Genomic DNA, 22,011 nt, shown 5'->3' on the forward strand with positions numbered 1-22,011 from the left:
ATGATTAATCCGACTTGGAAGAAAATTTGATATCCAGTTGCGCCTTGTCGTCATCAACCTGCGGTTTCTTTTTGCTCTTAGGAGTTTTTTGGTTCTTTGGTGCGGGCTTAGGCTTCTCTGACAGGTCTTCGTGAGCGGCACCTTCAATAAGTGAAGGCTCCTCATCGCAATCATCCATTGTTTCGCCATGTTCCGGATCGTGCTTTGGCTCTTGTTTAGCATGTCCAGACCTCTCATCAATGCTTTCTATCTGAACCTGAAGTTCTCCAAATGCATCCCAAACGGAAATACTATCATTATCTTCTGATCTTAGCTGAGACGGGATTAGTGGCAGGCGCAGAATGGCAGCCGTGGCATTGTCCGGCCCGCCGCACCACTTTGCCAAGTCAATGAGCCGTTTTGCTGTTAAGCCAATTTCTTCGGCGTGAGCAACTATTTGGGAATATACTTCAAAACTGTTGGATAGGTAATGAACTCCATCCGTAGTTAGCAAATACTGCGCATCTCCCCGCCAAGTTTCGTTGCCAAAATGTGGTGCGAAATCTGTTCCCATCCCAACGAACTGGAGGATTTTCGAATGCTCAGCCGGTACCGGTCCTTTTTTTCTGAGCTGCCCAGCAATAGTGTCGTCAACTGAGATTTGCCTCAACTGGTTGTCAGAGAAGCCATATATACGACTGTCACCGGCACTGGCCCAGTGAATTTCGCCATTTTGGTGAAGAAGAACGGTTACGAGGGTACTTCCTCCTTGACCTAAAAATTCCTTATAGACTGCGGCGTTCGCTGCGTTAATGGAATTCTGCATCCAACGAGCCGGGATGGCGCGTCTTTGCTTCGAAGACGATACCAGATGTGATACAAACGCGCCAATTGCGAGAGATGCACAGCGTGCTCCCTCACGCATGCCACCGATGCCGTCCGCAACCACTGCAGCAACATAAGAATGACCTTCAGCGTCTACTGACTTTATTATAACGGCCTTGTCTTGGTTGTCATTCCGGACGTTTCCGATCTCGCTAGCGACTGCGCCACACGCCGATACTACTTTCCTAACCCCGGAGCCTGAAGTCCTCCTCAAAAGCCAAGTAGCCAATTTTCTTTCAATGAATGGTGATTGCATGCTGACCCATTTGCCGCTCGTCCGACTTTGCTTTGCAGACAAAGTTGAAATTAAAACCCCTGACCACTATCCACTTATAGTAGCTAGACTTTCCATGTTGCAATGGAGCGTTCATTGTTTCGATCAATTTGTCCCAAGCTCAACTGTCGCGCTATGTGCCTTCAGTTCATCTCTCAATGCCCACCACAGCGTGGTGAACTCAAGTGCACCACCAGGTGGTTCCCAGTCTACACTGTCAAGTGACTTGCCATCTCGAAGGAATTAGAGCTCACCTAGCCAGTATAGAACGCAAACTCTTGCGCCTTTCAGAAAGTGATTATGTACCGGCGTTTTCCTAAAAGCGCCTTTCCTCCCTCGGTGATCGAACTCGAAGATCGATAAATATCTGTTAATAAACATTTAAATCAAAAATTTCTTACAAATTGCACCAAAATTATCTAAAATTGCTCAGAAATGTCGAGGGATATCCCGGCATGGAAATCAAGAGATCGACCTATGACCCATCCTACAAATTTTATCGAATTAATTGAGCAAGCAGTTTCCGCATGCGAGGCTGGTGACGCTAACCGCATTGAAGCCTTGATGCGGATCAATGACCATGCGCGACAAGCGCCGGATGAACGGGATGCAGCGGCTGCGGCCCTGCGGATATTTGCAGATCACATTGACGCTGCTGCCTGATAAACTCCCCGATGCTGATGACAGGCCTGCCGGACTGACCGTATTCCACCATCGGGCTTTTGATGAGGGTTGTGAACTACTCTGCAAGTTTGTTTGTGGGTTTTCACTCTTAGGTAGTTAATCGAGGCTGAGCGCCGAGTTCAGCAGAGCTGACGCGTTGTCTAAAATAACCTACAGCGCAGTACCGCGTCTTCGAAACAATCAGTTCCGGTTCACACGAATGTCCAATTAACAACTTAATACTGACTTACAAACCCGACTTAGTGGTCTGTGTGATTTTGAGCTGTCTGGAGATTAAGGTGTCAGAAAACAGAACTCGGCGAGTAGCGTCAGCAATGTTCTTTGCAGGAATAACTTTGTCTGCTTGTGCCACATCATACGGCACGCAAAATACAACATCATACTTTATAAGCGGGCAAAGTTCGAACGCTGTATTCCGAAATGCTGTGCAAGCATCCGTCAGGTCTGGTTTGTCGCTTACATCCACTGATTATGATGCAGGTCTCATCGTTGCGGAAGCCGCTCGCAATCCGGTGCTTACCCATGAAAATACAAAATTGAATATTTCGTGAGTGAAACGCAGAACGGAACCGCTGTTACCCTTAGCAGCATCCTCGGCGGGCAAGTTTACGATTACGGTTCTTCGGCGAATGCGATTTCGAGGTTTTGTAATTCGTTCCGGCAATCGTATCCGAATGATGTGAACTGTTGATTTGGGCAGAGCTAAGTTGATTTCCAGAATACGAGGCCGTGACTACAATGCGTCAACCAACTTTGCGAAGTGTTCCTTGGTTCACGGAACCTGCGTGAACCGGATCAGCTTGGCCAACACATCTTTACAAGTTGTTTAAAAAGAGCGCCTTTTGCCAAAAATCAATACTTTGGGTGAGGGGCGCCTTTTTTACACCGAAGATGTCGGGAGTTCGAGCCTCTCACGACCCACCATCCTCTCCGAATTACTCGAAATCACAGCGCGAAGCGCCAGTTTTGTGTCAGCCTTAACTTTTTACTGTTTCGCAGGGTTAGACTGTGGCACCGATAAGTGTGACGGCGGTAATAGGGAAAGTGGTGCGATGTTGGCGAAGCAAAACGCGACACAGTCGGGCGGTTCAAAAGAACTTGATGATTGTGAGCATGAGTTCGAGATCCTGAAGGCCAGATTGGAAACCTTGGACCCCTTGGAAGCCAATGAATTAGCGCTTTCATTTGCCGCTCGACTGATTGAAACCGCAGCTTTTGATCTTGCGGGCAAGATTCCCAGTGAAGATGTCGGAAAACTCATCGAGGCGGCTGTGGATTTGTCGCTGAGCGCCCGCTCAATCAGTGATCATTCCAATCCTGCGACGTCGACCAGCAAGCCGTTGGTGAACTAACCCGGCCCTGTAATCGAGCCGAGCAAGCACTCCCGTATTCAAGGTACACCACAAAAAGTTGCTAAAATCTCTGCAGGCGCAACTCTTCCTTGCGTCAGTTAACAATTTGGTAAATAATTTGCGCGGCACCTGTGTCGTTTGCAGATCGCGCCATTGAGAGATTTGTGTTGTTGTGAAGGGTGACACGAATGGCCGTGTCAACGGAGCAAATTCTCGAAAAGGTCGTGGACCTTCAAGCGTTACTCAGGGCGCTGGAAGCGCTTGATCCCGAAAAAAGGGCCGAAGTAGCACTCAGCATCGCGTCGCAACTCATTGAATTTGCAGCCTATGAGGCCGCCACCCAACAATCGCCGGCCCATGTGGCAGAACTCATCCACATCGCAGCGAAGCTTGTGCAAACGGATAGCGGAAAGCAGCATAGCGGTGAGCAGAGCGCGCACAGGGGCTGCGCGGAAATCTGACACAATGCCCGGTTGTGATGCGCTGGTTGCTGCGTATCTTTGTCTTCAAACAAAGGAGACTGCAAATGAGTTGGAACCCTGCACTTGATCCCGATTGTCCCACTGGCGATGCCGTTGACGCAATTGAAACGGTGATCGTTCCGCGTGCGCGTGATCTGGGTGGATTCGAAGTACGTCGCGCTTTGCCTGCACCCCGCCGTCAGATGGTTGGGCCGTTTATCTTCTTTGACCAGATGGGGCCTGCTGAATTCGTGACCGGAACGGGCATAGACGTCCGACCGCATCCCCACATCGGCCTCGCCACGGTAAGCTACCTTTACAAAGGTAAAATGCACCACCGTGATAGCCTCGGCACCGATCGCTGGATCGAACCGGGCGCGGTGAACTGGATGGTTGCCGGGCACGGCATTACCCATTCGGAGCGAACAGATGGCGAGATCAGAAATTCTCCGCATGATCTTTTTGGCATACAGACTTGGGTCGCGTTGCCGGAAGAAGCGGAGGACAATCCAGCTGATTTCGAACACGCGCCAAAGGATACGCTGCCGTTGTTGGAGGGTGAGGGTAAAAATGTCCGACTGATTCTAGGTACGGCCTATGGCGCGCGGGCGCCTGTGAAAACATTTTCTGAAATGTTCTATGCGGATGCATTGCTCGACCCCGGATCACGGTTGCCGATGCCGGATAACCACGAGGATCGGGGCGTTTATGTTGTTTCAGGCGATGTGACTGTCGCCGGCGACAAGTTCGAAGCGGGACAGATGATGGTTTTCCGTCCGGGCGATCAGGTGTCGCTGACGGCAGGAGAGCAGGGCGCACGGCTAATGATTTTGGGTGGCGAGACGCTGAATGGCCCACGCCATATCTGGTGGAACTTCGTTGCCTCGTCAAAAGACCGGATTGACGCCGCGAAAGAAGCTTGGCGGGCCGGAGACTGGGCGCATGGGCGGTTTCAACTGCCGCCGGGCGACGACAGTGAATTCATTCCGCTTCCTGAAAAATAAGTGGCTTTTGCCGGAAGACTTCGGCGGCAGCCCCGGTTGCGCAGAAAACATGAAATTTCTTCACCGACCCGCTTGACGCGGACCTGTGCCCGCAATAGTACAGCCAAACGCGCAAGGCATCAGCCGAGCGCTTGCAGTGGGCGGTTGTAGCTCAGTTGGTTAGAGTACCGGCCTGTCACGCCGGGGGTCGCGGGTTCGAGCCCCGTCAACCGCGCCACCGCTGCAAAGAAGCCTCCCCAACGGGAGGCTTTTGCATTTTCGTACCTGCCTTTTCTTTGTGTAAGGTCCGGTCAGACGTGTGGCCGCGATAATCGTGTTGCGGCGGCGAATGCTGTTGACCGGACGCATGGCTTGGATTATCCCGCCGCTATCGCGCGGTTGTAGCTCAGTTGGTTAGAGTACCGGCCTGTCACGCCGGGGGTCGCGGGTTCGAGCCCCGTCAACCGCGCCACTTTTCCCCGAAATCTCAAAGGTATTGTTGGAGGAAGCCGAGCAGCGCGCGGGAGGTTTCATCGGGTGACTGATCGATGAAAAAGTGCCCCCCGGCAATTGCACCCTGCTGCATGGTTTCAAATCGATCAGACCAAGTTGCCGGGACATCATAGGCTTTCGCCATGGCACCATCCGCGCCGTAGAGCACTAGGCCGGGTGCTTTGACCTTCAATTTCAAGTCAACCGCGTCCAGCCCGAAGTCTACATCCAATGCTGCGCGATAGTCTGCGCACATACCGCGGATCGTGTCTGGATCGCGCCACGCAGAACGGTAAGCATCCAGAGCTTCGGGCGCGAAATCTTCAAGTTTTGCCGCCCCCCATCCAAGCAGACAGCTTTCGAAAAAGTGGTCTGGATCATGGCCGATCAGTGTTTCAGGAAACGGATAAGGCTGTGCAAGGAAAAACCAATGGTAATAGGCGCGCGCAACCGGTGTTGTCACTTCGTCCAGCAACAGATGTGTCGGAACGATATCCATGACGGTCACTGTCATCGGCGCGTCAGGTGCATCGAGAGCCAGCCTGTGCGCCACTCTCCCACCGCGGTCGTGCCCGACAAGGTGAAAGCTGTGATGACCTAGGTGCCGCATCAAGGCAAGTTGATCCTGCGCCATGTCGCGAAACCCATAGGGCGCTGTGCCCTGCGGCTTGCTGCTTGCGCCGTATCCACGCAGGTCACTAGCAACGACCGTGTAGTGTTGGGCCAATTTTGGCGCAACCGCGTGCCACATGGCGTGCGTTTGCGGAAACCCGTGCAAAAGCAAAACCGCAGGGCCACTGCCGCCCGTGACAAAGTGAATGTTCTGCCCGTTGACGTGGGCAGTGTCGCCGGTGAACCCCTTGATCAACATGCTATGCTCCTTTGGTCACTTCAGCGCGTTCAGAATTCTTGCCCAGCTTCGCATTCCCTTATGAAAACTTTCCACATCGTATTTTTCGTTCGGCGAGTGAAGCGCGTCATCATCCTTACCAAAGCCTATGAGCATGGGGGTGGTTTTCAGAAGTTCTTGAAAATGGCCTGCGATTGGAATGGATCCACCGCCGCCAATATAAGTCGCTGGACACTCCCATTCCTCGCTGAGAGCTTGCCGGGCCAATTCAAACTTTGGATCAGAGGCATCAATCACGCATGCCTCAGCGCTACCATGCGCGGCAAAGGACACCTTGCAATCATCCGGCAGCAGTGACCGTACGTGCGCGCGGAAATTGTCTCGAATGGCGTGCGGATCCTGATCGCCGACGAGACGAAAACTGATTTTGAACTCTGCTTTTGACGGCAGGACAGTCTTGAAACCTTCGCCGGTGTATCCACCCCATATCCCGTTGACTTCGCAGGTTGGCCGCGACCATGTCATTTCCAGTGGGGTATACCCGTCTTCGCCTGCTGGAACGGACAAATCAACGTCCTTCAGAAACGTATCATGATCAAAGCCAAGCGCGTCCCATCCCGCACGCATCTCGTCCGAAAGGTCGTGCACGCCATCGTAAAAGCCCGGAACGGTAACGCGACCGGTGTCGTCGTGAAGACCGGCGATAATCTTGGACATCACGCGGATCGGGTTGATGGCAATACCGCCGTAATATCCCGAGTGCAGGTCTTTGTCGGGGCCGGTGATGGTCACCTCTTCCTGCATCATGCCCCTCAGCATGGTCACTATTGCAGGTGTTTTGCTTTCGAACATGGAGGTGTCACAGATAAGCGCGAGGTCTGCGCGTAGCTCGTCGGCATGTGCTTCCATGAATGGTACAAGAGAAGGGGACCCGCTTTCCTCCTCGCCTTCGAAAAAGAACGTCAGTTTGCACGGCAGGCTGCCGTGGATCGCCTTCCATGCGCGGCAAGCTTCGATGAAAGTCATGAGCTGGCCTTTGTCGTCTGCGGTGCCGCGTCCACGGATTATCGAACCGTTTGGCGTCTCTTCGATCCGGGGATCAAACGGATCATTGTCCCACAGCTCCACAGGATCGACTGGCTGCACGTCGTAATGCCCGTAAAAAAGTAAATGCGGGCCCGGACCGTCGACATGTCCGACGACCATAGGGTGCCCCGATGTCGGGCGTTTCTGGGCATCGATTCCGATGGATCTCAAATCAGCCACCAGCCAATCGGCAGCCTTGTCGCAATCTGCGGCAAAGGCCGAATCGGTGGAGATCGACGGGATGCGTAACAGTTCGAACAAGCGCTCCATCGCATGTGGCAATTGGTCGTCAAGGTGGTCAAGCACTGCGGATAGGGACATGCGGAAACTCCATGGTGGTCGAACAGCAGCGTAACAACCCGCGCGGGGCTGTCCAGCAGGTAGCAAAGCGGGGGCATTTGCCGCACCTTTTCGCACCGCCCTTTGATTGAATAATCCGTTCACGTTCTATACTTACTGCGATGAGGGGCGGTTGCGCGCGAGGCAACCGCGATGTGACAAGAGGGATGCCGGGTGGACTATACCGAGCAACTGGATCAGGCCATCGCGCGATTGCACGAAGAAGGCCGTTATCGGACATTCATTGATATTGAACGGCGGAACGGCCAATTCCCGCATGCACAGTGGACGCGGGCTGACGGGACCAAGCGTGATATCACTGTTTGGTGCGGAAACGACTATCTGGGCATGGGCCAGCATCCTGTTGTGCTTGAGGCGATGCACGAAGCGTTGGAAGCCACAGGCGCGGGGTCGGGCGGCACGCGCAATATTTCCGGGACAACTGTTTATCACAAGCGGCTCGAGGCCGAACTCGCCGATCTTCACGGAAAAGAATCAGCGCTGCTTTTTACCTCTGCGTACATCGCAAACGATGCGACGCTTTCGACATTGCCCAAACTGTTCCCTGGCCTGATTATTTACTCCGACGCCCTTAATCATGCCTCAATGATTGAAGGGGTGCGTCGCAATGGCGGGGCAAAACGCATTTTCCGGCATAATGATCTGGCACATTTGCGCGAACTGCTTGAGGCGGATGATCCGGCTGCGCCAAAACTCATCGCCTTTGAGTCGATTTACTCGATGGATGGCGATTTTGGCCCGATTGAAGAGATTTGCGATCTGGCGGACGAATTCGGTGCACTGACCTACATCGATGAGGTTCACGCCGTTGGCATGTACGGTCCTCGTGGTGCAGGTGTTGCTGAGCGTGATCATCTGATGCACCGCATTGACATCATCAACGGGACGCTTGCCAAGGCTTACGGTGTGATGGGGGGCTACATAGCCGCATCCTATAAAATGTGTGATGCCATAAGGTCTTATGCGCCGGGCTTCATCTTTACTACTTCGCTGCCTCCGGCTGTCGCCGCCGGTGCTGCTGCTTCTGTTGGCTTTCTCAAAAAGGCGCCGGAAATTCGCGAGGCACATCAACTGCAAGCGCGTATCTTGAAAATGCGCCTAAAGGGACTTGGATTGCCGATTATCGATCACGGCAGTCACATTGTGCCTGTGATGGTTGGCAATCCGGTGCACACGAAAATGTTGTCTGACATGCTGTTGGAAGATCACGGGATCTACGTGCAGCCCATCAATTTCCCGACCGTACCGCGCGGAACAGAGCGGTTGCGGTTCACTCCCTCGCCAGTGCACGGCCCTAAAGACATTGACGCTTTGGTGCGCGCGATGGACGGACTTTGGTCACATTGTGCGCTAAATCGTGCCGAGAATGCCGGGTAAAAGAAGCTCGTAGGAAAAACGAGTTGTATTGTGTTAACTTAGCCTAAACAACAAGTCAGATACGAATCGTGGGGACGATTCTTCATTCTGGCATCGGGGCGATGGCAGATACCGGGAAGACGGGGCAGTACGTATGATTGGGCGCAAGCACTCAAAGAGTGTTGAGGAAAAAGTCGAACGCAAAGCGTTTGACGATTTCGAATTGCGCCTCGGTGACATCATGCGCGGCGAACGCGCGACGATGGGAAAATCTCTGCTCGACGTCCAACGGGAATTGCGTATCAAAGCCGCCTACATCGCTGCTATCGAAAATTCCGACCCCGATGCGTTTGATACGCCCGGATTTATTGCAGGTTATGTGCGATCCTACGCGCGTTATCTCGGTATGGATCCGGATGAGGCGTTTGAAACCTTTTGCGAAGAAAGCGGATTTTCGGTCGCGCACGGCATGTCGGCCGCAGCTTCGGTGATCAAGAAGACGCCGCGTGGCACTGGCACAGCCAGGTCTGCGGATGGCGATATGTTCAGCCGGTCGGCCACACCGTTTGTCCCTGCCGGAGACAGTATCTGGTCAAGGATTGAGCCGGGTGCCGTGGGGTCATCTCTTGTTCTGATGGCTTTGATCGGTGCGATCGGCTTTGGCGGTTATTCCGTGTTGCAAGAGGTGCAACGCGTTCAGGTGGCTCCGGTTGATCAAACGCCTGTTGTACTCTCAGACCTTGACCCACTCGATGGGGTGCTGGTTGCAGCGCCAGACACGACGTCTGACGCGACAATCCCGACGACACTGCAAGCGCCGGATTCGGACGCTCTGGCGGAACTTTACCGGCCAGACGCGCTGGATGTACCCGTTTTGGTGGCGCGCGATGCGCCGATCTCCACAATTGATCCGCGCACGATTGGAAACTTTACACCGGATCTGACACCAGAGCGCATTCCAGACAGCCTCGTTGCGCAATCACGAATTGCGGCGGCGCCAAAGAGTGATGACGCGCCGGTACCTATTGTGACCAAAGATCCCGGCCCGGCCCTGCGTATGGTTGCGGTGCGCCCGTCATGGGTACGTGTCACTGCGGCAGACGGCTCGGTCATCCTTGAGACGATCATGGAACCGGGTGAGACGTGGGACGCGCCCATTGGCGACGAACCTGCACGGCTCCGCACGGGCGAAAGCGGCGCGATCTACTTTGCGCTTTCCGGTGAATACTATGGTCCGGTAGGGGAAACAGGCACGGTAACCTCTAATCTGGCCTTGTCGGTCGATGCGCTAAAAGAAGCCTACCCAGTTGCCGATCTGCAAGCAGATGAAGCACTTGCAACCACCGTGGTTGAACTTCAATCGCCGGTCGAGCCTGCGGAAGAATAACCCGCCGAAATTACTGAAAACGAAAGTTGCAGCGCCGCGACGCAGTGTCTATTTTACATGACAGTAGACACTCATAGGGGTCATATTCATGTCGCTCAATCACGTACGCCCTTGGCGGAACATCTACCGTCGCAAGTCGCGTCAGATTATGGTTGGCGGCGTCCCGGTCGGTGGTGATGCACCGATAACGGTGCAAACAATGACCAATACACTGACAACCGATGTTGCGGCGACGATTGCGCAAATCCAAGCAGCAGCAGATGCCGGTGCTGATATTGTCCGCGTATCCGTACCGGATGAAGCCTCTTCCAAAGCGCTGAAGCAGATTGTGCGCGAGGTGTCGGTACCGCTCGTGGCTGACATCCACTTTCACTACAAGCGGGGTATAGAGGCTGCAGAGGCTGGGGCTGCATGTCTTCGCATCAATCCCGGTAATATAGGCGATGAAAAACGCGTAAAAGAAGTCATCAAGGCTGCACGAGATCATAACTGCTCTATCCGGATTGGCGTGAATGCCGGCAGTCTGGAAAAGCATTTGCTGGACAAATACGGCGAGCCTTGCCCGGATGCGATGGTCGAAAGCGGGTTGGATCATATCAAGATCCTGCAAGACAACGACTTTCACGAATTCAAGATCAGCTGCAAAGCCTCAGATGTGTTCATGGCGGCTGCCGCTTATCAGCAGTTGGCAGAAGCCACCGATGCTCCGATTCACCTTGGCATTACAGAAGCGGGTGGTTTGGTCTCCGGCACTATCAAGTCGGCTATCGGGTTGGGTAATCTGTTGTGGATGGGTATTGGCGATACGATCCGCGTAAGCCTGTCTGCCGATCCGGTCGAAGAGGTGAAGGTCGGGTACGAAATTCTTAAGTCGTTGGGGCTGCGTCACCGGGGCGTGAACATCATCAGTTGCCCTAGCTGTGCAAGGCAAGGCTTTGACGTGATCAAGACGGTTGAGGCGCTCGAACAAAGGTTGGAGCATATCAAGACGCCCATGAGCCTCAGTATCATCGGGTGCGTCGTGAACGGCCCGGGCGAAGCGTTGATGACCGACGTGGGCTTCACCGGTGGTGGTGCAGGGTCGGGGATGGTGTATCTTGCTGGCAAGCAAAGCCATAAGTTGAACAACGACCAAATGATTGAGCACATCGTCGAGCAGGTGGAACAGAAAGCCGCCGAGCTTGATGCTGCGGCGGCTGTCTCTGACGCGGCGGAGTAAGTGGCGCGATTAGCCGCGCTTTTCGTCCACGAGTTGTTGCATTTGATCTGCAGGCAGATACCCGCGCAACATCTCGTCTTCGAGAACGAAAGTTGGTGTCCCGCTGATCCGGAGCTGTTGCGCCAATTCGCGGGTGGCTCTGATCTCTTCCGTGATGCTTTCGTCATTCATCCGGGTTTCGATTTCGTCGGCATCAAATCCAAACGTATCGGCGAGCCGGCGCAACGCGGGTAGGGTGATGTTGCCCTGATATTCCATAAGCGCGTCGTGCATGAGTTTGTAGCCTTCACCGCCTTCAACCTGTTTGGTCGCAATGGCAAAGCGTGAGGCCAGAACCGACTGTTCGCCTAGGATCGGAAACTCCTTTACGACAAAACGGATGTTTCCATCGTTTTCCAGCAACTTTTCGACTTCGCCGAAGGCTCTTTTGCAGTAACCGCAACGGTAGTCCATGAATTCGACCAGCGTCACGTCGCCGTCCGGGTTGCCGCCAACATATGAAAACCCGTCGTTGAACAGCGCATCCGCGTGCTGCGATACCAGTTGCACGTCTGCTTGCGCTTGCTGTTCGGCCTGACGCTGCTCCAGGCGGTTTACCGCCTCCATGATCACTTCGGGGTTTTCCAGAAGGTATGCGCGGACCTCTTCACGAAACAGTGCGCGCTCTTCAGCGGTCATTTCATTTAAGTCCAGCGCCGATGCAGGCACTGCTGCCAGCATGAGGGCCGTAAACAGGCCTGCGAGGCGATTGTAAAACATTTATTTTCTCCGTTTGGCGGCACGTTGAGATGCAATCAACACATCCTGTGCCCGTTGCCAAGGGCCGGAGCCCTCGGGAAGCAGGCCCATGGCCCGTTTAGCGTGAATTTCGGCATCATTGAACCTGCCGGTCAGGGCGTATCGTTCCGCCGTTACGACGGATGCCATACCCTTGTTGCCAGATTTGGCATAAGCCACAGACAGGTCGCGCAGCATGGAGCCGTCGCGGAAATCAATGCGGCGCGCACGTTCCAGTGTACTCGTCGCGGCTTTGATTTGATTGTTAACCAACAGGCTTTTCCCATAGCCGGACAATAACAAAGCGTCGTTCGGTGCCAGCTTGACGGCACGGGCATAAGCGTTCTGAGCGGCGGCAAAATTTCGCGTCTCGATCAGGATCTGGCCGCGCTGATCGTGCAGAAACGGATCATTCGGGCGCATTGCAATGGCAGCATCAATTGCAGCGAGCGCCTGTTTGGTCCGAGACTGGCGGTGTTCGGCAACGGCGGTACGTAACAAACGCACGTCTTTATACGGGCTCTCATTGATCCTTCGCAGGGTCCACTTGGGTGCGCGGGTATAAGCGCTCAGTTTGCCTTTGACCCTCGCAAACCAGTATTCCGCCGAGGCGTTCTTGGCTTCTTTTCCGCCGTAAGCGGCGATAAACCCATCCAGGGCGCGAACACGGTCGCGCGACAAAGGGTGCGAACGCGTGTAGGGATCTTGCCGGTTTTCGGCAAGAAGCTCTTGGCCGCGAAACAGTTCCAGAACATCGCTCATGCCTTGTGGGTCGACGCCAGCTGATCGCATGTAACGGACCGCCGATTGGTCGGCGGAGGCTTCTTCGGCGCGTGTATGCTTCAAAAAAGCGCGTTGGGCTGCACTTTGGGTGCCCAAAAGGATGCCACCGGCTGCCTGACCGTTCCCGCTGGCAGCTGCTGCGATAGTGGCCAGTGCTGCCCCAAAGCCCGCTGCCGTCCGCGCGCTGGCCATGTTCGTCATGCGACGGGTGATGTGCCCGTTGGCGATATGCGCCGCCTCATGTGCAATCACGCCTTGCAGCATTGCGGCGGAAGACATCCGGTTGATCAACCCGTAGTTCAGGAAGATGGCGTCATTGCTGACGACAAATGCATTGAGCGAGCTTTCGTTGACGACCAGAACTTTGACGCGCGCCGGGCTGAGACCCGCGGCATTTAGGACGGGAGTGGCGAGTTGCTTCAACCCGTATTCGATATCTGCGTCACGCAGCAGTCCCCGCGCGGCAACTGACGTTCCCAGCAGGCAAAAAATCAGGGTCAGCATTGACGCCGACCGTAATACACGGTGAAACCACATGAGCACAGTAATGGATGGAATTATGCGGGTTTCAAGGCGTTCTTATGTTGATCCCTTCATTGTGATGGATGTGATGGAGGCTGCGCGCAGTGCCGAAGCATCAGGGCGCCACATCATTCACATGGAAGTTGGCCAGCCCGGAACCGGCGCGCCGCGCGCCGCAACAGATGCGCTGGCAGAGGCAATGCAAAGCGACGCACTTGGCTACACCGTGGCTTTAGGGTTGCCCGCATTGCGCGCGCGGATCGCAAGGCTCTACCAAGACTGGTACGGGATTGAGCTTGACCCGAACCGGGTGATTGTGACCTCTGGGTCGTCCGCTGGGTTTATTCTGGCTTTCACCGCGCTTTTCGATACCGGCGACAAGGTTGGCATTGGCGCACCGGGGTATCCAAGCTACCGGCAGATACTGCGTGCTATGGATCTGGTTCCGGTCGATCTGCCAACGGCACCACAGAACCGATTGCAGCCGGTGCCATCAGATTTCCAAACGCTTGATCTGCAGGGGCTTATGGTTGCTTCGCCTGCAAATCCTTCGGGGACGATGCTGGATCACGAGGCACTGACAGGTTTGGTCAGGGCCGCTGATGGGATGGGCGCGTCTTTTATCTCGGACGAGATTTATCACGGGATCGAATATGACGCCAAGGCTGTGACTGCGCTGGAGATCACAAATGATGTTTATGTGATCAATTCCTTTTCCAAGTATTTCTCGATGACGGGATGGCGCATCGGGTGGATGGTCGTGCCAGAGGATCATGTGCGTGTCGTGGAACGGATCGCGCAGAACATGTTTATCTGCCCCCCACATGCAAGCCAGGTTGCTGCACTGGCTGCACTGGACGCTCCGGGCGAATTAGAAGAAAATCTTGCAGTGTATCGTAGAAACCGCGCGTTGATGTTGGCCGGACTGCCAGAAGCAGGCTTTGACCGCATCGCGCCGCCTGACGGGGCGTTTTACGTTTATGCGGATGTTTCACAACACACAGAGGACAGCCGCGCGTTCGCTGCCGAAATTTTGGAAAAAGCAGGAGTGGCCGTGACGCCGGGGATGGATTTTGATCCGGTCAGAGGGCACCAGACCCTGCGATTTTCCTATGCGCGCAGTACAGAAGACATCGCAGAAGGGCTTGCGCGGCTGAAAACCTTTATGGCCACTCGCTAGAGGGATTCACACAAAGGTCTCTCTGGTGTAAGCTGCCCAAAAAAGGCAGGGCAGAGCAGCCAAATGATCAGAGTATTAATTCTGTGCGCGTCCTTGATGGCAGGCGCACCGACGAACGGCGTGGCACAAAGCCAACCGGCGCAAATCGACACCGCGCGCACGACCGTGTCGCAAAGCTGGCGTGGAGAAACGACGCTTAGCATCGGACTGTCGAGGCCGATGCCATTCCGGGTTTACACTTTGGACGCGCCGGCGCGTTTGGTCATTGATGTCGAAAATACCGAGTGGATGGAAAATGCAGCGCATGAACTGGCAGTGGAGAGCGATGCGATCTCAGCCATGAGATTTGGGCGGATCCGCCCCGGTTGGTCGCGGATGGTCGCCGATCTCGAACACCCGGCGCTGCCGCATGACGTCTCGATGTCATCTCAAAAGGATGGCACCGCCACTTTAACCTTGACGCTTGCCAAAGCCGAACCAGAGGTTTTCCAAGAAACCAGCGGCGCGCCGAAGACCGCGCTCTGGCCGCAGCGCAAAAAACCGCGCGCGAAATCGCCAGGCGCGGAAGGGCGGTTTGTCGTGGTTCTGGATCCCGGTCACGGTGGTATCGACCCCGGTGCGGAACGTCAGGGTGTCTCGGAAAAGGCACTTATGCTTGCGTTTGCGCGCGAATTACGGGCGGCTTTGCTTGCGTCCGGCGATCTGGATGTGGTCATGACACGCCACGAGGATGTTTTTGTCTCGCTGCAAGCGCGGGTCGCGGCCGCCCATCACGCGGGCGCAGATCTGTTTTTGTCCTTACATGCCGATGCGCTGACGCAGGGAGGCGCTCAGGGCGCCACAGTCTACACCTTGTCGAAAGAAGCGAGTGATGCAGCTTCGGCGCAACTAGCCGCACGGCACAACCGTGCGGATGTGCTCGCAGGCATCGACCTTACCGGGTCAGACGATCAGGTGACGGGCGTTCTGCTTGACCTTGCGCGACAAGAAACGGCGCCGAGGGCACAGGCCTTTGCCCACACCTTGGTCAAATCGCTGGATGCTGCGGGCGGGCCGGTCAACCGTCGTGCGTTGCGCAGCGCAGGTTTCACGGTACTGAAATCAGCCGATATTCCATCTGTTCTTTTGGAAGTCGGGTTTTTGTCGAGCCCGCGAGATCTGACAAACCTCACGGATTCTGCTTGGCGGAAAGGGATCGCTGAGGCGATCGTTGTCGCCGTCGATGAGTGGCGCACGCAGGATCAGGAGCGGCGGGCATTGCTACGGCAATAGCGACGTTGCGCTCACACACGGTTTCGCGTTTTGACCTGTGGCACGGGAATGCCTATATCAGGGACGCGCGTCCACTTTAGGGGATTCCAGTGGTATTTCGATTCATCTTGTCGTTTTTCGGAGGCATCTTCACCATGGTGACGATGGCCGTGGGCATGACTGCCCTGACCATTGGCGCGATTTTCTGGGTGTACGGACGCGATTTGCCCAGCCACGAGTCACTGGCACAGTATTCACCTCCGACCATCAGCCGGATTTATTCGGGGCAGGGTGAAATTCTGGATGAGTTTGCCAAGGAACGCCGGCTGTTTACGCCCGCTGAAACCATCCCGGATTTGGTCAAGCAGGCTTTCATCTCCGCCGAAGACAAGAACTTTTACGAACATGACGGTTATGATCTGCGCGGGATTGCCGCCGCTGGTGTCGATGCGCTGCGCTCGCGTGGGCGCGACGTGCGCGGAGCGTCCACCATTACCCAGCAGGTCATGAAGAACTTTCTGCTCTCTGGAGATCGCCGGGTGGAGCGCAAGATCAAGGAAATCATTCTGGCGTCACGCTTGGAAGAAACGCTCAGCAAGGAAAAAATCCTCGAACTTTATCTGAACGAGATTTTCCTTGGCCAAAACTCCTATGGCGTTGCGGCGGCAAGCCAGACGTATTTCAACAAGCCGCTGGACAAGCTGGCACCGCACGAAGCGGCTTTTCTCGCATCATTGCCCAAGGCGCCCAGTGACTATCATCCGGTACGGCAAAAAGACCGGCTTTTGGCGCGGCGCAACTTTGTGCTCAAAGAGATGATGGAGAATGGCTATCTGTCGATGGCCGCCTTCCAGCAAGAGGTGAACGAACCGTTGCGCTCTGTCCAGAACGGGGATTTTGATAGCTTCAAAGCAGAATTGCCGCCGCGTGACTATTTCACTGACGAAATCCGCCGGCAGTTGAGCGAGGATTTTGGTGAAGGTGAGTTCTTTACCGGAGGATTGAGTGTCCGGGCCTCGATCGACCAAGACTTGCAGCCTGTGGCCGCCGAAGCGTTGCGCCGCCAGTTGGAAGACTATGATCGGCGGCAGGGCATCTACCGGGAAACCGCTGAAAAAATCGATCCATCCTTGTTGCAGGACGAAGAAACTTGGCGCGCCGCGCTTGCCGAAGCCGAGATTGCCCGCGACATCGACCTGGAAAACCCCTGGTACCCTGCTGTTGTTTTGTCGGTCGGCACGAACGATGCGCGTATCGGGATCGAGGGCGTAGAAGAGGACGAAGACGGCCACTACATTTCAGCACAGGATGTCACGTGGGCGCGCAAGCAAAGACTGGACGGATCGCGCAGCGGAACTGCGCGTGTTGCAGGCGACCTGCTGTCGGTCGGAGACGTCATTCATGTACGCGCCATAACCTCGGACGATGACGGCCGGTTCGTCCGCTGGTCTTTGCGTCAGGTTCCTGAGGTACAAGGCGGGTTTGTCGCGATGGACGTGAACTCTGGCCGTGTGCTGGCCATGCAGGGCGGTTTTTCCTATCAGGACAGCGTATTCAACCGCGCAACACAGGCCAAACGGCAACCGGGGTCCAGTTTCAAGCCATTCGTTTACGCCGCCGCGCTCGACAGCGGGTATACTCCGGCCACGATCGTCGTAGACGCACCAATTGAGATCAACACCCCTCAAGGTCTTTGGCGTCCGCGCAACGCGTCTCGTGAGTTCTATGGGCCGACGCCATTGCGTACCGGTATCGAACGGTCGCGGAACCTCATGACAATCCGGCTCGCACAGGAGGTCGGCATGAACGTTGTGGCCGACTATGCGGAACGTTTTGGTGTATATCGGAATATGGGATCTTTCCTTGCCAACGCTTTGGGGTCGGAAGAAACGACGCTTTATCAGATGGTGGCTGCTTATGCGATGTTTGCGAACGGCGGCGAACGGGTTGAACCATCGCTAGTAGACCGCGTGCAGGACCGCTACGGGAAAACGATTTATCGCCACGACGACCGGTATTGCTTTGACTGTGAACTGGCGAGCCTTGATCCCGGGGTCGCACCCAAAATTATTTCAAACCGCGAACGCGTGATGAATTCGATCACGGCCTACCAGCTGACCTCTATGATGCGCGGTGTGGTCGAGCGTGGCACGGCCGCGCGTACAGTCAAGCTGCCGGTTCCCACGGCGGGCAAGACAGGCACGACGAACGACGCAAAAGACGTTTGGTTTATTGGCTTTACCAGCAATATCGTTGCCGGATGTTACATCGGGTATGACCAGCCTCGCTCGCTTGGGCGTGGGGCCTCGGGCGGCGGCATGTGCGGACCAGTCTTCCAGAATTTCATGGAAGAGGCAGTTGCCAAATATGGGGGTGGCCCATTCCAAGTTCCTCCGGGCGGCCGCTTTATCAAGATCGACCGCTTCACCGGTGCGCGATTGAGTGATGACGCGTCTGGGGCAAACGTTGTTGCGGAGTATTTCCGTGACGGCGAAGAGCCGATTTTTGGCATGATGTTCGATGGCGGTTTTGCCATGGGTCAAGACCTGCCGCTTTTCGAAGAGGTCGGTCAGGGGCAGGCGCAGCAGGTGACGACTTCTACAGGCGAGACAGTAGATGTCGGCCCGAATGCAAATTTTGGAACGCTTAGCTCGGGCGGGCTTTACTAAATCCGGCAAGTCCGTTGTGGACATCTTGCCGCTGCCGAGGCAGTGGTCTATCACCATGCGACATCATCTTTATTGAGGCCATTTAATGCGTGCAGACGTTCAAAACACCGTTGACCAGATCCAGAAATCAGTGGATTTGCTGGCACAGCGTCTTGATGTTGAAACGGCCCCTTTCCGGCTCGAAGAGTTCAATGCGCGCGTCGAAGACCCAACCCTGTGGGACGACCCAGAAGCGGCGCAAAAGCTGATGCGGGACCGGCAGATGCTTGTCGACGCCATGGCCACGCATGACAGCATCAAACAAGAAATGGCGGACAATCTTGAGCTCATCGAACTGGGTGAGATGGAAGAAGATGACGAAGTGGTTCAGGACGCTGTCGCGGCGCTGAAGACGCTGGCTGAAAAAGCTGCTCAAAAAGAGTTGGAGGCATTGCTGGACGGCGAAGCTGATGGCAACGATACGTTCCTTGAAGTAAATGCAGGTGCTGGCGGAACGGAGAGCTGTGACTGGGCCTCTATGCTGGCGCGCATGTACGTTCGATGGGCCGAAAAGAAGGGCTACAAGGTCGAGCTGCAGTCGATGAGTGACGGTGAAGAAGCTGGCATCAAGTCTGCCACTTACAAGATTAGCGGCCCCAACGCCTATGGGTGGCTCAAATCAGAAAGTGGTGTTCATCGCCTCGTGCGGATTTCCCCATTTGATTCAGCGGCAAAGCGGCACACGTCTTTTTGCTCGGTTTGGGTCTATCCGGTCGTGGATGATAACATCGAAATCGAGGTCAACCCGGCCGATATTCGCATCGACACCTACAGATCGTCAGGGGCTGGTGGGCAGCACGTAAATACGACGGATTCTGCTGTGCGTATCACGCACAATCCCACCGGTATCGTGGTGACGAGTTCGGAGAAGTCGCAGCACCAGAACCGCGACATCGCAATGAAAGCGCTGAAGTCGCGGCTTTACCAACTGGAACTCGACAAACGGAACGCTGCGATCAACGAAGCCCATGAGAACAAGGGGGACGCGGGCTGGGGTAACCAGATCAGGTCATACGTCCTGCAACCATATCAGATGGTCAAAGATCTACGCACCAATCACGAAACATCCGACACCAAGGGTGTTCTTGACGGTGACCTCGACGGCTTCATGGCGGCGACACTGGCACTGGATGTCTCGGGAAAAACGCGCGCCGAGGCTCAGGGATAACGCACTTCAGTCTTTGACAACCGTACCTCTCTCAAGGCACCTTTAGTGGGCCACGCAAGTAGGGAGGGAACCCCGTGGACACCACACTATCACATGACGCAAAGTTGGGCGCACCACCCCTGCGCGCCGCCGATTTTGACCTGTTGAAAACCGCTCTAAAGCGCGGCGCGGCCGATTTTCGACGCAAACCGTTCTACGGGTTGCTGTTTGCCGGGTTTTACGTCGCCGCCGGATGGGTCATGACCATCGTGACCGCGCAGACCGGACACAGCTTTTGGCTTGTCCTCGCGGCTATCGGTTTCCCGCTGTTGGGTCCGTTTGCGGCTGTCGGCCTGTACGAGGTGTCACGCCGACTGGAAGCAGGTCTCGATACTCCGCCAAAGGCTATTTTTGGTGTCATATGGCAGCAAAGACTGCGGCAACTGCCGTCTTTATGCACGATGATGGTGGTGATTTTTTTGTTCTGGTTTTTCCTCGGGCACATGATCTTCGCGCTGTTCCTCGGATTGACAACGATGACAAATATTATGAGCTCATCCGAGGTATTTCTATCGCCTAACGGTTTGATGATGCTGGCCTTTGGCACGTTAGTTGGGGCTGCTTTTGCCGTGTTGATATTTGCAATCGCGGTGGTTGGGCTTCCGCTACTGCTGGATCGCGAAATCGACTTCATCACAGCGATGATAAAGAGCATTCAGGCGGTGCAAGCCGCTCCTGTCGTTATGCTGAGTTGGGCGGCATTGATTGCTGTTTTGACCTTTGCTGCGCTGCTGCCGGGATTTCTTGGACTGTTCCTCGTGTTGCCGTGGCTTGGGCACGCGTCGTGGCACTTGTACCGCGGCTTGGTCATCGACAGCTAGTCGGGGTTCTCACAACCCATGGCGACGAGACGGGCGCGCAAATCTGCTGCGTCTGGATGATCTGTCTCCAGCGCGAAGACATAGGCGTGGGTGAGGAAAAAGCTCGCGGCGCGCGGGTCGGTTGTTGCGTCCGCTGCCTCTGTATAGAGCCGGGTTAAACGCAGCCCGTCGCCTTGCGCATGCGCTTCAATCAAGGCCATGTCGAGGGGATTCATTCAGCCGCGCGCAATGCTTCACGCCGCGCCTCGATACGGGACGCCACCCAGTCATGAAACAGGTGCGTTGGCCCATCCATCGCCGGCGAGAAACGCCCGCCGTCGAACCCCGGTGCGTGGCGACCCCGCTGCATTCCCTCAACCGCCATGATGTCTTCTTCAAAAACAGTATACCACTGTTCTGCGTTTTTCTTGCGCAGTTCAGGATCAACATCAGGTGATGCATAGTAGATGTGCGCCGTCTCAATGGTACGATCCACGGCGACCGGATCCAGAAGGATCACAAAAATATGGTCGCGCTGGACACCTACCATGACATTCGGCAGGAAAGTCAGGTATTCGCCCCCTGTATCCCATTTTGACGACAGGTTGGGAAAGTCGGGAAATTTGCCACCACTTTCACTGGTCAACTGACGATACACATAAGTCCCTTGACCCGAAAACGCGCCCGGTTCTTCGATGTGGTAGTGATCTTCAAGCCGCGAATAGCTGTTGAGGCCAGGGTGGACCCACGGCAAGTGATAGCTCTCACAGTAATTTTCTACCGCCAGCTTCCAGTTGGTCTTGAGGTCGAAGCGTAGGATACTGTCCGGACCGCCGTGGTAGACGGGTACGTTGAATTCTCCCCAGCGATCTAGGAGTTTTGCGTGGTATTCTTCAAAGGGCGCTGCAGTGCCGGATACATTGACGAAAACGACGTCGCACCAGATGTGACTTGGTACCTCCACGAGGCCAAGCAGGCTCTTGTCGATCGCCTCATGCGCGTTCTGACCCGGGCCACCAACATGCGGTGTGGAAACGAGCCGGCCGTCTGTGCTGTAACACCAACTGTGGTAGGGGCAGCGGATCGCCCCTTCGATTCTCCGAGGCTTGTCTACAAGGATCATTCCACGATGGCGGCAAATATTCTGAAATACGCGCACCTTGCCTTGCCGGTCGCGCACCAACAAAAGCGGCATGTCGAGAAAGTCTATCGGTACGGCATCACCAACGTCAGGCACGTCTGATGCCACGGCAACGCCGGACCAGCCGTCGAACAGCACGGCCTGTTTTTCTTCCTCAAAGACTTTCGCATCGGTGTAATGCGCGTTTGGCAATCCGTTTGCGCGCTCAACCGGGCGGCGCACGACGGAAAGATCAGTGTGTTGGGCTGACATCTGAGGCACTCCCTGAACCGAA

The 22,011-nt window shown here is 55.3% G+C and carries 19 protein-coding genes and 2 tRNA genes; 14 read left to right on the forward strand and 7 right to left on the reverse strand.

The genetic code is table 11. The features are described 5' to 3' along the window. Positions 1-4: 4 nt before the first annotated feature. Complete coding sequence (locus AC2D8V_RS14860) at positions 5-1,120, reverse strand: protein phosphatase 2C domain-containing protein (RefSeq protein ID WP_484734356.1); 1,116 nt, start codon at positions 1,118-1,120, stop codon at positions 5-7. A 495-nt stretch (positions 1,121-1,615) separates the two neighbouring features. On the opposite strand from AC2D8V_RS14860, the gene AC2D8V_RS14865 reads away from it, so the two are divergent. The 6 genes from AC2D8V_RS14865 to AC2D8V_RS14890 all read left to right on the forward strand — a co-directional run bounded on the left by AC2D8V_RS14865 (position 1,616) and on the right by AC2D8V_RS14890 (position 5,090). Continuing rightward, a complete protein-coding gene (locus AC2D8V_RS14865) occupies positions 1,616-1,801 on the forward strand; it encodes a hypothetical protein (protein WP_484734357.1) in 186 nt (61 codons plus the stop codon). Positions 1,802-2,664: 863 nt separating this feature from the next. After that, positions 2,665-3,174: a hypothetical protein gene (locus AC2D8V_RS14870; RefSeq protein ID WP_484734358.1), complete on the forward strand. Its 510-nt coding sequence runs from the start codon at positions 2,665-2,667 to the stop codon at positions 3,172-3,174. A 188-nt stretch (positions 3,175-3,362) separates the two neighbouring features. Then, positions 3,363-3,635 carry a hypothetical protein gene (locus AC2D8V_RS14875; protein WP_484734359.1) on the forward strand — a complete coding sequence of 91 codons (273 nt, stop codon included), beginning with the start codon at positions 3,363-3,365 and terminating at the stop codon, positions 3,633-3,635. A 65-nt stretch (positions 3,636-3,700) separates the two neighbouring features. After that, entirely contained in the window at positions 3,701-4,639 is a 939-nt protein-coding gene (locus tag AC2D8V_RS14880; RefSeq protein WP_484734360.1) for a pirin family protein, read from the forward strand. Between the two features lie 140 nt (positions 4,640-4,779). Next, positions 4,780-4,856 (forward strand) — tRNA-Asp (locus AC2D8V_RS14885). A gap of 157 nt (positions 4,857-5,013) precedes the next feature. Further along, positions 5,014-5,090, forward strand: a tRNA-Asp gene (locus tag AC2D8V_RS14890). 15 nt (positions 5,091-5,105) lie between these two features. On the opposite strand, the gene AC2D8V_RS14895 is transcribed toward AC2D8V_RS14890, so the two are convergent. Then, positions 5,106-5,981 (reverse strand): alpha/beta fold hydrolase, encoded by an 876-nt coding sequence (locus AC2D8V_RS14895; RefSeq protein ID WP_484734361.1) that lies wholly within the window; start codon positions 5,979-5,981, stop codon positions 5,106-5,108. A 15-nt stretch (positions 5,982-5,996) separates the two neighbouring features. Next, complete coding sequence (locus AC2D8V_RS14900; RefSeq protein ID WP_484734362.1) at positions 5,997-7,367, reverse strand: M20/M25/M40 family metallo-hydrolase; 1,371 nt, start codon at positions 7,365-7,367, stop codon at positions 5,997-5,999. Between the two features lie 192 nt (positions 7,368-7,559). On the opposite strand from AC2D8V_RS14900, the gene hemA reads away from it, so the two are divergent. The 3 genes from hemA to ispG all read left to right on the forward strand — a co-directional run bounded on the left by hemA (position 7,560) and on the right by ispG (position 11,368). Further along, the gene (hemA, locus tag AC2D8V_RS14905; protein ID WP_484734363.1) at positions 7,560-8,783 is read left to right on the forward strand and encodes a 5-aminolevulinate synthase; all 1,224 of its coding nucleotides are present in this window, start codon (positions 7,560-7,562) and stop codon (positions 8,781-8,783) included. A 133-nt stretch (positions 8,784-8,916) separates the two neighbouring features. Then, complete coding sequence (locus AC2D8V_RS14910) at positions 8,917-10,149, forward strand: helix-turn-helix domain-containing protein (RefSeq protein WP_484734364.1); 1,233 nt, start codon at positions 8,917-8,919, stop codon at positions 10,147-10,149. A gap of 88 nt (positions 10,150-10,237) precedes the next feature. After that, a complete protein-coding gene (ispG, locus tag AC2D8V_RS14915; protein WP_484734365.1) occupies positions 10,238-11,368 on the forward strand; it encodes a flavodoxin-dependent (E)-4-hydroxy-3-methylbut-2-enyl-diphosphate synthase in 1,131 nt (376 codons plus the stop codon). A 9-nt stretch (positions 11,369-11,377) separates the two neighbouring features. Here ispG and AC2D8V_RS14920 read toward each other — a convergent pair whose 3' ends face one another. Further along, positions 11,378-12,127: a DsbA family protein gene (locus tag AC2D8V_RS14920; protein ID WP_484734366.1), complete on the reverse strand. Its 750-nt coding sequence runs from the start codon at positions 12,125-12,127 to the stop codon at positions 11,378-11,380. Continuing rightward, the gene (locus AC2D8V_RS14925; RefSeq protein ID WP_484734367.1) at positions 12,128-13,432 is read right to left on the reverse strand and encodes a M48 family metalloprotease; all 1,305 of its coding nucleotides are present in this window, start codon (positions 13,430-13,432) and stop codon (positions 12,128-12,130) included. 55 nt (positions 13,433-13,487) lie between these two features. On the opposite strand from AC2D8V_RS14925, the gene AC2D8V_RS14930 reads away from it, so the two are divergent. The 5 genes from AC2D8V_RS14930 (at position 13,488) to AC2D8V_RS14950 (ending at position 20,617) form a co-directional block, all read left to right on the forward strand. Next, on the forward strand, positions 13,488-14,630 hold the full coding sequence (locus AC2D8V_RS14930) for a pyridoxal phosphate-dependent aminotransferase (protein WP_484734565.1): 1,143 nt from the start codon (positions 13,488-13,490) through the stop codon (positions 14,628-14,630). Between the two features lie 63 nt (positions 14,631-14,693). Next, entirely contained in the window at positions 14,694-15,902 is a 1,209-nt protein-coding gene (locus AC2D8V_RS14935; RefSeq protein WP_484734368.1) for an N-acetylmuramoyl-L-alanine amidase, read from the forward strand. 134 nt (positions 15,903-16,036) lie between these two features. Continuing rightward, the gene (locus tag AC2D8V_RS14940) at positions 16,037-18,550 is read left to right on the forward strand and encodes a penicillin-binding protein 1A (RefSeq protein ID WP_484734566.1); all 2,514 of its coding nucleotides are present in this window, start codon (positions 16,037-16,039) and stop codon (positions 18,548-18,550) included. A gap of 85 nt (positions 18,551-18,635) precedes the next feature. Further along, on the forward strand, positions 18,636-19,757 hold the full coding sequence (gene prfB / locus AC2D8V_RS14945; RefSeq protein ID WP_484734369.1) for a peptide chain release factor 2: 1,122 nt from the start codon (positions 18,636-18,638) through the stop codon (positions 19,755-19,757). 74 nt (positions 19,758-19,831) lie between these two features. Further along, a complete protein-coding gene (locus tag AC2D8V_RS14950) occupies positions 19,832-20,617 on the forward strand; it encodes a DUF2189 domain-containing protein (protein WP_484734370.1) in 786 nt (261 codons plus the stop codon). Here the strand turns inward: AC2D8V_RS14950 and AC2D8V_RS14955 are convergent. Next, positions 20,614-20,817 (reverse strand): hypothetical protein, encoded by a 204-nt coding sequence (locus AC2D8V_RS14955; RefSeq protein WP_484734371.1) that lies wholly within the window; start codon positions 20,815-20,817, stop codon positions 20,614-20,616. The genes AC2D8V_RS14950 and AC2D8V_RS14955 overlap by 4 nt on opposite strands. A gap of 11 nt (positions 20,818-20,828) precedes the next feature. Beyond that, a complete protein-coding gene (locus AC2D8V_RS14960) occupies positions 20,829-21,989 on the reverse strand; it encodes an aromatic ring-hydroxylating oxygenase subunit alpha (RefSeq protein ID WP_484734372.1) in 1,161 nt (386 codons plus the stop codon). Between the last annotated feature and the right edge of the window lie 22 nt (positions 21,990-22,011).

Source organism: Roseobacter sp. YIN89, assembly GCF_057219365.1.

Bases quoted from the DNA above. Each gene is read 5' to 3' on its own strand.
- AC2D8V_RS14860 (WP_484734356.1), bottom strand. From the start codon at position 1,120: ATGCAATCACCATTCATTGAAAGAAAATTGGCTACTTGGCTTTTGAGG.
- AC2D8V_RS14865 (WP_484734357.1), top strand. From the start codon at position 1,616: ATGACCCATCCTACAAATTTTATCGAATTAATTGAGCAAGCAGTTTCC.
- AC2D8V_RS14875 (WP_484734359.1), top strand. From the start codon at position 3,363: ATGGCCGTGTCAACGGAGCAAATTCTCGAAAAGGTCGTGGACCTTCAA.
- AC2D8V_RS14880 (WP_484734360.1), top strand. From the start codon at position 3,701: ATGAGTTGGAACCCTGCACTTGATCCCGATTGTCCCACTGGCGATGCC.
- AC2D8V_RS14895 (WP_484734361.1), bottom strand. From the start codon at position 5,981: ATGTTGATCAAGGGGTTCACCGGCGACACTGCCCACGTCAACGGGCAG.
- AC2D8V_RS14900 (WP_484734362.1), bottom strand. From the start codon at position 7,367: ATGTCCCTATCCGCAGTGCTTGACCACCTTGACGACCAATTGCCACAT.
- AC2D8V_RS14910 (WP_484734364.1), top strand. From the start codon at position 8,917: ATGATTGGGCGCAAGCACTCAAAGAGTGTTGAGGAAAAAGTCGAACGC.
- ispG (WP_484734365.1), top strand. From the start codon at position 10,238: ATGTCGCTCAATCACGTACGCCCTTGGCGGAACATCTACCGTCGCAAG.
- AC2D8V_RS14920 (WP_484734366.1), bottom strand. From the start codon at position 12,127: ATGTTTTACAATCGCCTCGCAGGCCTGTTTACGGCCCTCATGCTGGCA.
- AC2D8V_RS14925 (WP_484734367.1), bottom strand. From the start codon at position 13,432: ATGCTGACCCTGATTTTTTGCCTGCTGGGAACGTCAGTTGCCGCGCGG.
- AC2D8V_RS14930 (WP_484734565.1), top strand. From the start codon at position 13,488: ATGCGGGTTTCAAGGCGTTCTTATGTTGATCCCTTCATTGTGATGGAT.
- AC2D8V_RS14935 (WP_484734368.1), top strand. From the start codon at position 14,694: ATGATCAGAGTATTAATTCTGTGCGCGTCCTTGATGGCAGGCGCACCG.
- AC2D8V_RS14940 (WP_484734566.1), top strand. From the start codon at position 16,037: ATGGTGACGATGGCCGTGGGCATGACTGCCCTGACCATTGGCGCGATT.
- prfB (WP_484734369.1), top strand. From the start codon at position 18,636: ATGCGTGCAGACGTTCAAAACACCGTTGACCAGATCCAGAAATCAGTG.
- AC2D8V_RS14955 (WP_484734371.1), bottom strand. From the start codon at position 20,817: ATGGCCTTGATTGAAGCGCATGCGCAAGGCGACGGGCTGCGTTTAACC.
- AC2D8V_RS14960 (WP_484734372.1), bottom strand. From the start codon at position 21,989: ATGTCAGCCCAACACACTGATCTTTCCGTCGTGCGCCGCCCGGTTGAG.